We start from the raw sequence: 10,352 nt of genomic DNA, 5'->3' as shown, positions 1-10,352 counted from the left end.
TTTGGCGACGCCGCGAGGCTCAGCGGTGGCTCCTACGTCAAGGTGCCCTACGCGGAAAACCTGGCTCCGATCCAGAGCAACTTCACCTGGACCGGCTGGTTCGAATACGGCCCGGCATCTGCGACCCAGTCGCTGCTCTGGGCCTACAACTGGGGGGCCGGCATGCCACAGCTGTGGCTGCGGGTGGAGAAGAACTCCGCTGGACAGCCGGTGATCCGGGGGCACGCCGAGACCGTGTCGAGCGCGGTGGACATGTACTCCACAGACCCGCTCGGCGGCACCCTTGACAACCAGGTGTGGCACCAATTCGCGCTGGAGCGCGACGGCGGGACCCTGAAGCTCTACCTCGACGGCATCTTCATCACCCAGAAGGCCGGCCTGACCGGCTCGATCAGCGCCGACCCGAGCACCGCCGACGCGTTCCGCATCTACCTCGGCCGGCGGCTCGACGGGGCCTACCCGTTCACCGGCGGGCTCGACGACTACCGCTACTACAACCGGGCGCTGCCCGAGTCGGACATCGACACGCTGGTGGCCGGCGGCGCCGTTAATGCCGACCTCCAGTTGCACCTGCCTTTCGACGGAACACGCTGAGTAACGGGACGGGTGAGGCCCGGTCGGCCTCACCCGTCCCGGTGAATCGCCGGTGAGGGTCGCGGCGGCCGAATGCATCCTGCAGCGGCTACGGACGGAAGACCGACGTGAGCCGGCTAGTCGGAAAATGGGCGCCGCCCGGGTGACGGATTTCGCGACCTCCCGAAGTCTGTATCCCCGTCAGCCATCACGGCCGAGGACACGGGCCGCCGAGGCGGGCGGAATGCCTTACGCAGAACCGATATCAGGAGGAACAGTGCTGCTCGACAAGAAGAACGCGATCGTCTACGGCGCGGGTGGAGCCGTCGGAAGCGCCGTGGCTCACGCCTTCGCCGCGGAGGGGGCACGAGTCTTCCTCGCCGGACGGACCGGCACCGCACTGGAGGTGGTCGCTCAAGAAATCCACGCGGCGGGCGGTGCGGCCGACATCGCCACAGTGGATGCGATGGATGAGCACGCCGTTGAGGCGCACGCCGACGCCGTGATCCGCGACGCAGGCTCGCTCGATATCTCCTTCAATGCCGTCAGCCTCCCCCAGGCTGGCATCCAGGGCACCCGGCTCGTCGACCTGTCACCCGACGCGTTCGACCTGCCCATGGCCACGTACCCCCGGGCCAACTTCCTGACGGCCCGAGCCGCCGCACGTCGCATGACCGATCAGAGGTCGGGAGTGATACTTGTGATCACGGCGAGCCCGTCACGCACGGCGGTACCGCTCATGGGCGGCATGGCACCGGCCTGGGCAGCGGTCGAGTCGCTGTCCCGGGGACTGGCCGCCGAACTGGGACCACACGGCGTGCGCGTTGTGTGTCTGAACGCCGCGGGTATGCCGGAGACACCGCAGCTGTCCGAGGTGTACGGGCTGCACGCCGCCGCCTACGGCATCACCCGCGACGAGTTCCAGCAACGCATGGCCGACCGGACGCTACGTAAGCAACTGCCCACAGTGGCCGAGATAGCCAACGTGGCCGCCTTCGTCGCGTCGGACCGCGCCGCCGCGATGACCGGAGCCATCGCCAACCTCAGCGGCGGCATGATCACCGACTGATTACGAGCGGAACAACGGCTCCTGGGCGGGCAACGGCCAGAACCTCAACTGAAAGCCGGCACCGGGCCACCTAGCGACAGCAGTGGCCCGGTGCCTGAGCCGCAACGCAGGCAGGCGACCGCCTCCACCACCGCCCGCCCTACCTCGGGCCAGATCCCTTGATAGGACCGGTACCCGCCCCACCGTCGGCGGCGGCGCCGCTGGCCGAACTACCGACGACAACCTGCACACCACAACCGGTCCCCTGCTGTGCAACCAGCAAGATCTCCAGCACACCGTCGCCACCCTCGTTGTCGCCCCCTACGACCCCGGATGGCAGCGACGCGGCGCTCGCCCTGTTGGCCTGGCGTCCACGGCATCCGAATCATCGCCCGGGCCACGCCGCCGCCGAGCCACGGTCCGCGACCGGAAGATCGTCTAGTTCGTAGCCGCCAACGATGCGAAAGCCCAGGTGCGAGCTGGCTCGTACCGCGCCCCGGCCGCCGACCGCATCCTCTTCGGCGACTATGCGAAACCGCTGGTACGCCGCGCAGGATCTCGCGCCCTCCACCATGCGGATCTACCGCCACCACATCGAAGAAACGCTTGCTGCCGACGTTTCAGGACAGCCGCTCCGACACCGGACCACTATGCCCCACGAACGATACGGATAGTGGCTCTGATCCCGCGGCGTTGCGTGTCTGATGCTGGTGACGGTCGGCTACCTCCGACCCTCCGTCTCGGACCTGGAGGACGCTATGAGCAATGATCGTGACCGGGATCAGGATGCCGTCACAGCCGGCGATTCGCAGCGCATCTCATTGTCCCGCCGCGACCTCATCCGCATCTCTGGCGGCACCGCACTGGCCGTCGTCGCACTTGGCGCGATCGGCGTATCGGGCCAGGAGTCGGCGCCGGCGTCCGGCGACCAGCTTGCCGGAGCGGCCGGAACAGCCCCGTACGTGCCGGGAGCGCGACTACGGCTCGTCTCGAACTCGGCGGACCTGCTCATCCAGGACGGGTCCCCGAACTGGTGGCTGAGCCCCGACATCTGGGCCGTGCCCGGCACCGACCCCAGCGGCGCACCGGGTACGCCGGCCGCCGGCGACTTCGCCTATGTGTGGGCGCGGGTGCACAACACCGGCAAGGACGACGTCGCCGGAGTCCAGGTGCGGTTCTACTGGGGGAACCCGTCGGTACAGATGCTGTACAGCACCCTCAACCCGATCGGTACCGCGCAGGCCGACATCGCCGCCGGCGACACGCAAGAAGTGCTCTGCCTCGTGCCCTGGCATGTGGTGACCGTCAACAACGGGCACGAGTGCCTGGTCGTCGTGGCGACCCTGCCCGCGGACCCACCGCTGCCGGACGTCGTTGACCCGGTCGGGTACCCGAACGTCGCCCAGCGCAATCTGACCCTGATCGACGCCGAGAAGTCAGACTTCCACCTGACCCTCACCGTGAGCGCACCGCCTCGGCAGGACAAGACCGTCACGATCAGTTCGCAGGTCGGCGGGCGGTTGCCCGACGGGACGCTGGCGACGCTGGGCCTCAAGGGTCGCCGCGCGAACCCCAAACCGATCGTCCAGGTCGGGTTCTCACCCAAGCCCATCACCGACCCCAACCAGGGCGTCGGCGACCCGCAGCTGGAGATCAGCGTACCCGCCGGCCGCAGTGTGCCGGTGTATCTCACCGTGCGCGGCGGCACCACCCTGGCCGCCGACGAGTACCAGTTGGTGGAGGTCCTCGAACGGCAGGACCAACAGGTGCTGGGCGGTATTTCGTTCACTGTGGTCGCGAGCTGAGGAGCAGACATGAGCAGTACGCCGATGGCTGTCCAGACTCGGCCCTTCGCCGTCGAGCCCGTGACCAATGTGATGCTGCCCGATGGCGTCTTCGACAACGCGCTGTACAAGCTGCGCATCGCCTGCCACTACACCAATACCGGTACCACCGATCTGACCAACGTGAGCCTGTACCTGGAAAGCATCGGCGATCCCGGCATCGTGGTGACCGGCCAGACCTACACCTTCGCGAGGATCCCCGCGGGCGCCTCGGTTCTGGTCTCCTGGGCGGCCGACTTCCAGAACGCCACGCCGGGCAAACCGCTGGTCAGCTTCGTGGCCAAGGCCGACGGGTTCACCTCGTTCCGCACCATCCGGCAGATCTTCGTCTCGCAGACCCGGTACAACAGCGCCACCGACACCTACTCGATCACCGTACCGGAAGGCCGACTGGACATCTCCAACGTGACCGTCATCCCGCCGGCGCCAGGCGGCTGGTGGCCGGGCCCCAAACCGGGCGGCGACAAGCAGTCGCCGTGGGTCGGCCCGTACGTGCCGACCGGGATGACCATGGTGTGGGTACCCAATCCCGCCTACGCGGGCATCCACGGCGACCTGCCGTTCGCCGACCCGTGGTACAAGGTGCTGGCGTGGCTCGTGTTCATCATCGCCGCCCTGGTCGGAATCATCGCCGCCGCGGAGGGCTCAGGCACGTTCAACCTCGGCATCGAGGGCACCTTCGACGACACCGATCCCGGGCTCGACATCTCGTGCTGCACGCCCGCTTCGGGCGTCGGAAGCGACGGCACCTCGGTCGCCGGAGTCGCCGGCGTGATCGCGACCGCGGCGCTGGTGGTAGCGCTGGCCGACTCCGCCGACCCGTACTGGCGAGGTCAGGCCGCGACCCCGCCCGCCGCGGGCGAGCTCACCACCTCGGAGCGGGTCAACGCGCGGTGGACGCTGCTCGACGAACCGCGCGCCGGCAAGGCGTACCGGACACAGGTTGCCTGGGACTATGAGCGGACCACCACCGGGGCCAGCTATCACTACGGGGTGACCGAGGAGCAGACCAACATCCACGTCACCAAGGAGGTGAAGGTCGTCACGCCCGACACTGTCACCTCGTCGGGTTCGCTGTGGGTACAGGCGGTCTTCACCCGGCCAGATTCCACTGTGTTCAGCGGTCCCGACCTGTACTCCTTCGCGCTGTTCCAGGCTCCGCAGGGGCTGTTCTTCCTGGTACCACTGACCGACGACGGCCTGGGCTTCGACCAGCGAGCCAGCGACGGCACCTACACCGGCGGCCTCAACCTCCGCGAGGCACAGGCGGTGCTCAAGCAGGCCGGCCAGAGCACCACCGGCATCTGGAAGGTCTACGTCTTCGGACAGGACGTCAACCGGGTCGCACCCGGCACACCGCCCGAGATCGCCGCGCAGACCATCGGCGGGTTCTTCGTCGGCAGCGCCATCCAGATCACGTTCGACCCGAACCTGCCGTGCCCGCTGGAGGCGCAGGGCACCATCAAAGTCATCTGACCGCGACCGGCCGATCCCCGGCTCCCGCCTGTCCGCGGCGCCGGGGATCGCCTGTGCCGACTCACCGTTGTCACCCGTCGCGGGATCCGTCCGGTGGTCGGGGCTCGGAGGCGTACCGGGTGCTACGGCTGGCCGACGAAGGTGACCTGCACCGTCGCCGGGCGCGCCGTGGTGCTGGTCGGCGAGGGTACGAACGTCACGGTTGCCGTCCCGTAGCACGGCAGGACAAGCGTGGTCGGAATCTTCGCGGCGACCGCCCACATGTTCAGTACGATCGGGCTCGCCGTGCTCGCGGAGAGCCCGAAGCCCACGCCGACCGTGTGGGCGGCGCTGCCGGTGTATCCGGCCCGGGCGGGGCTCGGCGCTGTCACCGGCAGCACCTTGACGGTCTGGTCGGCCATCGGATGCCCGGTCTGCCCCGGATGTACCGGCCCGAAACAGGCCATCGCGATCGTGGCGTTGCCGGTCTGGTCATTAACCAATCCGACGAAGTACTGGTTAGGTCCGATCGGAGCGGGATCGACCACCCCGTCGGCGAACGCGGGCAGCGAGGTCGACAGGAGGATGGTGGCCGCCGCCAGCGGCACGTACCAGGAGCGGAGTTTTCGGGACACTGTTGCCTCCGGGACGGCGTTCTCGGCGGGACGTGGAACACATCGCAACAAGAAGACGGTAGAGCGGTCCATCGTCATCCGTCAATATTCGATGAGGATCCGATCGCGGGCCGCCCTCCTGTCGCGTGGCCTGCACTGGTCATTGCGCTCCTGGTTCCGACCGAAAGGTGGTCTGCTGAGCGAAGCCGTCCGGCTGCGCTGCCCGACCTACTGCGCTTGCTACGCCGCCTGGCCGCCGACCGCGGCCCGAGCCCACGGTCCTGGCAGCCGGTACGGGTTGCATCCGGTACCCAGGTACAGGCTTACCGTCATCTCATGGCTACCTCAGAGGAGACGTGGGTACCTCAGGCGTGCACACTGCCCACACCGGAACGGCCCCTGCGGGTCGCGGAGTTCGACCAGCTGTTCGCGACGGCACTGCGCGGGCAGCAACGGTTGTCGCCGACCGAGCTGCGTTGGGAACTCGATCCCGACGCCGAACCGATGCTGCGCGACCTGACCTCACGCGAGACCGCCTGCTGCTCCTTCTTCATCTTCACGATCAGCCCCGGGACTTCCGAGCTCCGGCTGGACGTGCGCGTACCCGCCAACTACGTACAGGTTCTTGATGGACTGGCCGCGCGGGCGACGGCGGGGATGGCCGGGTGAGCGCCTTGCGGAGCAGCCAGGTCGCCGCCGCGGCCGGCGTGAACGTACAGACGCTGCGCTACTACGAACGCCGGGGCCTGCTCCCCGAGCCGGACCGCAGCCTGGGCGGTCACCGCCTCTATTCCTTCGAAGCGATCACCGTGCTGCGTGTGATCAAAGCGGCACAGCGGCTCGGGTTCACCCTGGACGAAGTGGCGGAACTCCTCGACACCGGAGCCCATCGACACGGACCGCAGCGGGCCGCCGGTCTGCGGGACCGCGCTCAGGCGAAGCTGACCGAGGTGGAGGCAAGGATCGATGACCTGCGGGTCATCGCCGAAACGCTACGGGCGGCGATGCGGGCCGGCTGCGATGACCTGGTCGCCTGTGCCGGAAACGATTGCTGCCCGATCCCCTTTTCCGTCATCGCCTCCAGCGAGCGACCGGGTGCACCGGCTCGTTGAGCATCTGCGACGGCGCCGAGTCGTCGTTGGTCGCGTGGGCTCCGTCTCGCTGGCAGTCGCGGACCGGGGTCCGTGCTGCGCGCGACGACCCCCCGATCAATCAGTTAGCCGGTCCTTCAAGCTCACGGGCGAGCGCTTCCAGGAACATGGCAACCTGTCGTCGGTTGTAGCCACGCAGGCTGGTGTTGAAGTTTGCGGTTCGGAGCGCATCGCGTACGTTCCAACGCAATACTGTGTCGCGAGTGGCCAATGCTTCTTCGGCACGCTCGACCAGCGCGTCGACCTCGTCAACGGCGTAGCCACGCAAGGCCATGCCGAAGCCGGATCCGTTTGTCATGGGTCAAAGTCAACCACGTGGCCGCCAGGTCACAGACCACCACTCCACACCATCTGGGATCAATCGGTACTCGGACGGATGCTGGCCAGCGATGCGTTGAAGGAACCACGGGTCCTCGCCACGTCGCCAGCGTTGCTGGTCTGTGAGTTCGGCGGGGCGGCGAACAGGATATAGAGCGGTCGGCCAGTCGAGTCCGGTCGCTCCTGGCGCCGATACCGAGGTGCTCACGGGAGCGCGCTCGGGGACGATGTCGCGGTGGACGAAGATCTGGCGCCTGACCGAGACCGCTTTCGTGATCCGTTGATCCGGTCGTTGTACGAACTCGCGGCCGATGACGTCTATGTCGTCTGCCCCCGCTGCCAGCGTCGCGCCGTCGACTCCCCGCGACCCATCGAGGGCACATGGATGTCGTTGTGGCCGCGCAGACTGGCCTGTTCTGCTTGCGGTTATGCCGCTGCTTGGGATCCGTCCCGCGGGAGTTCGGTGTTGAGCGGCCCGGCAGATCCGCCCAGTGGAGCTTCGGTGTGGGGCGGGCCAGTTGATCCGTTCTTCCGGCTGCCGCTGTGGTTGAGGGCGGAATGCTGCGGCGGCCACACGCTGTGGGCGAAGGCAGGGCATGGGTCCAGGCACTCGGATGCCGAGTAGAACGCTCACACCGCGCCGCTCGATGGCACGAGGCCGAGGTTCGGCGGACCATGAGCACCATTGGTCCACCCCCGTGCGACACCACAACCTCTACGATGCGTACTCCACGGTTCCCCAGGGGCTGCACGTGTCGTCGAGGATGTCCTTGCCACCGAACTCCCCCAAACACACCTGATACTTGATCCAACCGGACTCGGGGATGTCCATGTTGTGGTCCGATCGCGTGAAGGCGCCGTGCTCGTTCCACGCAGTATTCTGCTGGTTTCCGGTGTCCGACCGCATGTACTTGACGACCACGGAGTGGCCGTCAGCGTCGTTGTCCCACAGGTACAGGTGATCGCCGTAGTGGATGAACGACGCCGAACCTGCGCAATTGTCGCCGACCGTGCACACGTCGCCGGCATGGTAATCCGACGACACGTACGGATCGGCCGAGGCAGGACCCGCGATCGCCAGGGCAAGCCCGATCCCGATGCCCATCGCCGTTCCGAGCCTGACCAACCGGTACCCCATCACGCGCTCCCTTCCCTGCCAACGAGGACTCTGCGCCCCGCAGCCGTTGCCGGCACCCGACATCAGAGCCTTCCCGATGGAACTCGGAACCGAATCAGTCAACCGACTGGTCCATCCGGCCACGGACACGTTCGCGCTACCGTTGCGCCGCGCCAACCGATCCGTACCGATCACCAACTGGACGAGCAGGTGGCGTCCGCGCTTCGTCGGCTGCCGCAATCGCCGCATCAGCGAGTGGTCGATGGCCTCCTCGTCGACCATCAGCCACTTGAAGAAACGCTGCGGCCCTTGTGCTTGTTCAGCGCGGTCGACGCAGACCGGGTCTCGATCATCCGGGCTTGGAACGCCTCCACGTGCGCCCGGGTCACTTCGCATGGCCTCCTGACCCGCCTGTCGGCAATCCTCACGCCGCCCGCCCATGCTGCGCCAACAACGCGGCCGCACGCCGTGCAGCATCCAGATACCGTTCGGCGGTGCGGCCGAGGGCGCAGATCTCGCGCCGCGGCCGCGGGGACCGGGGGCTTTGGCGCGATCCTGGTACCCCGCCGGCCTGACGCGATGGGTCGCGTGGGCCGGCGGGGATCGTCGGATTCGACTCGACCAGGCCGGTCAGTGGCCGAAGCTGAGCCAGTTGAGGTTGACGAAGTCGGCTGGTTGCCCGCTGGTGAAGGTGATGTAGACCGTGTGGGTGCCGGTGACTGCGGAGACGTTCGCCGGCACCGTTCGCCAGCTCTGCCAGCCTCCGGTGTTGCCGACGGCGAAGCTTCCGATGGGCGAGTTGGATCGGGAGTCCAGGCGCACCTCGACCAGTCCGCTGACGCCGCCAGCGGCGCCGGAGGCGACACGGCCGTTGAACTGCCGTGCGGCAGTGGAGCCAAAGTTCACGTTGTTGAACTGGAGCCAGTCGCCATTGGCGATGAAACCCACATCCTGTCCGCCGCCGGTGTCCGTGGTCGCCTCGGTCTGGGTACCGGACTGGGCGTTGGCGGACTCGGCCTGGATGGTGGCGTACGCGTTGACACCGCCGGTGCCGCCGCCGGTCGGGGTGGCGCTGGCTGTGGGCGGAGGCGTGCTGCCGCCGCCGGAGGTGTACACCGCGACGTAGTCCACGTTCATCGGTACGCCCGAGGCTGTGGAGCCGGTCGGGCCGCCGCCGAACGCGCCGGGGAAGCCACCGCCGATCGCCACGTTGAGGATGATGAAGAAGCCGTGGTGGGTGGCGTTGTTCCAGGTAGTCGCGTCGACCTGGTTGGCGTTGACGGTGAAGAAGTTGTTGCCGTCCAAGTACCAGCGCAATTGCTCGGGCGAGACGCTCCGATCGTATTCCAGCGCATAGGTGTGGTAACCGGTCTGGCATCCGCCGCAGGCGCGCTGTCCGCTGCCGATGCCGGTGGTCTCGTTGCACGGACCGCCCGGACTGACTCCACAGTGGAGAGTGCCGAACTCGGAGCTGAGTCCGTTGATGTCCTCCATGACGTCCCACTCGCCGATGCCCGGCCAGTTGGTCGCACCGACCGGTCGGGCCGCCGCGCCGAGCGCCCAGAAGGCCGGCCAGTAGCCGAGGGCGGCGGCTCCGCTGACGTTCGGCTGTTGGATGGACGCCTCGATGCGCAGCTTGCCTCCGGCCGGCGCGGCGAAGTCGGTGCGCTGGGTCTCGATCCGGCCGGACGTCCAGTTGCCGGAGCCGTCCCGGACCGGCTTGATGACGAGGTGGCCGCTGCCGTCCTGGTACACATTCTGGGTGCTGTTGGTCATCGACTCGACCTCACCGGTGCCCCAGTTGCCCGCCCCTCCGGCGTAGCCGTGGCCGAGATCGTAGAGCCAGTTGCCGGTGTTCACGCCGGTGCCGGCGGCACCGGTGAAGTCGTCGCTGAACACGGTTGTCCAGCCGGATGGAGGCGGCGGAACCGCGGCGCCGGCGTTCAACGCGGTCGCCAGTGAGGCAGCGGCCATGGCGAGGGTGGCGAGCCCGGCCAGGACGAGACGCGATCTGTGCGGTCGTTTCCGTGGGTTGGGTCTCATCGGGTTCCTTAGGACGGAGGGAACGCCGGAAACCGCGCTGGGCGCGCGGCAGGCGGTGGTGCCGATCGTGAGCGGCCGGTAGAGCGCTCCCATCGATGCCAGCACTCGCCGGTGGCATCCTTAGGCCCTCACGAGAGAAACTGTGATCTGCGAGTGAACGTCCCAGTCGTGAGAGCGCTCTCTCAGATG

General features: G+C 67.7%; 10 protein-coding genes. 6 read left to right on the top strand and 4 right to left on the bottom strand.

Annotated features, from left to right (window positions below):
• The 4 genes from Raf01_RS44565 to Raf01_RS44550 all read left to right on the top strand — a co-directional run.
• Positions 1-594: LamG domain-containing protein (locus tag Raf01_RS44565; RefSeq protein WP_203924219.1), on the top strand; the 594-nt coding region annotated here is incomplete at its 5' end.
• Between the two features lie 256 nt (positions 595-850).
• Positions 851-1,642 (top strand): SDR family NAD(P)-dependent oxidoreductase, encoded by a 792-nt coding sequence (locus Raf01_RS44560; RefSeq protein ID WP_203924218.1) that lies wholly within the window; start codon positions 851-853, stop codon positions 1,640-1,642.
• Positions 1,643-2,379: 737 nt separating this feature from the next.
• Positions 2,380-3,426: a hypothetical protein gene (locus Raf01_RS44555; protein WP_203924217.1), complete on the top strand. Its 1,047-nt coding sequence runs from the start codon at positions 2,380-2,382 to the stop codon at positions 3,424-3,426.
• 9 nt (positions 3,427-3,435) lie between these two features.
• The gene (locus Raf01_RS44550) at positions 3,436-4,941 is read left to right on the top strand and encodes a hypothetical protein (RefSeq protein WP_203924216.1); all 1,506 of its coding nucleotides are present in this window, start codon (positions 3,436-3,438) and stop codon (positions 4,939-4,941) included.
• Between the two features lie 122 nt (positions 4,942-5,063).
• On the opposite strand, the gene Raf01_RS44545 is transcribed toward Raf01_RS44550, so the two are convergent.
• Entirely contained in the window at positions 5,064-5,555 is a 492-nt protein-coding gene (locus tag Raf01_RS44545) for a hypothetical protein (protein ID WP_203924215.1), read from the bottom strand.
• 315 nt (positions 5,556-5,870) lie between these two features.
• On the opposite strand from Raf01_RS44545, the gene Raf01_RS44540 reads away from it, so the two are divergent.
• A complete protein-coding gene (locus Raf01_RS44540) occupies positions 5,871-6,203 on the top strand; it encodes a hypothetical protein (RefSeq protein ID WP_203924214.1) in 333 nt (110 codons plus the stop codon).
• A complete protein-coding gene (locus Raf01_RS44535; RefSeq protein WP_203924213.1) occupies positions 6,200-6,646 on the top strand; it encodes a MerR family transcriptional regulator in 447 nt (148 codons plus the stop codon). The genes Raf01_RS44540 and Raf01_RS44535 overlap by 4 nt, the downstream gene beginning before the upstream one ends.
• A 100-nt stretch (positions 6,647-6,746) precedes the next feature.
• Here the strand turns inward: Raf01_RS44535 and Raf01_RS44530 are convergent, their stop codons facing one another.
• The 3 genes from Raf01_RS44530 to Raf01_RS44520 all read right to left on the bottom strand — a co-directional run bounded on the left by Raf01_RS44530 (position 6,747) and on the right by Raf01_RS44520 (position 10,163).
• The gene (locus Raf01_RS44530) at positions 6,747-6,983 is read right to left on the bottom strand and encodes a hypothetical protein (protein WP_203924212.1); all 237 of its coding nucleotides are present in this window, start codon (positions 6,981-6,983) and stop codon (positions 6,747-6,749) included.
• A gap of 735 nt (positions 6,984-7,718) precedes the next feature.
• Entirely contained in the window at positions 7,719-8,597 is an 879-nt protein-coding gene (locus Raf01_RS50260) for a protein kinase family protein (RefSeq protein ID WP_239134467.1), read from the bottom strand.
• Between the two features lie 153 nt (positions 8,598-8,750).
• Positions 8,751-10,163 (bottom strand): glycoside hydrolase family 16 protein, encoded by a 1,413-nt coding sequence (locus tag Raf01_RS44520; RefSeq protein ID WP_203924211.1) that lies wholly within the window; start codon positions 10,161-10,163, stop codon positions 8,751-8,753.
• Positions 10,164-10,352 lie beyond the last annotated feature (189 nt).

This window comes from Rugosimonospora africana (genome assembly GCF_016862975.1).
In the GTDB taxonomy this organism is placed as follows: domain Bacteria; phylum Actinomycetota; class Actinomycetes; order Mycobacteriales; family Micromonosporaceae; genus Rugosimonospora; species Rugosimonospora africana.
Note: the sequence above shows the minus strand (reverse complement) of the source record. Positions and strands in the feature narration are given on the sequence as shown.

Excerpts from the sequence above, each read along its gene's own strand:
- Raf01_RS44555 (WP_203924217.1), top strand. The coding sequence starts at position 2,380 with ATGAGCAATGATCGTGACCGGGATCAGGATGCCGTCACAGCCGGCGAT.
- Raf01_RS44550 (WP_203924216.1), top strand. The coding sequence starts at position 3,436 with ATGAGCAGTACGCCGATGGCTGTCCAGACTCGGCCCTTCGCCGTCGAG.
- Raf01_RS44540 (WP_203924214.1), top strand. The coding sequence starts at position 5,871 with ATGGCTACCTCAGAGGAGACGTGGGTACCTCAGGCGTGCACACTGCCC.
- Raf01_RS44530 (WP_203924212.1), bottom strand. The coding sequence starts at position 6,983 with ATGACAAACGGATCCGGCTTCGGCATGGCCTTGCGTGGCTACGCCGTT.
- Raf01_RS50260 (WP_239134467.1), bottom strand. The coding sequence starts at position 8,597 with ATGCTGCACGGCGTGCGGCCGCGTTGTTGGCGCAGCATGGGCGGGCGG.
- Raf01_RS44520 (WP_203924211.1), bottom strand. The coding sequence starts at position 10,163 with ATGAGACCCAACCCACGGAAACGACCGCACAGATCGCGTCTCGTCCTG.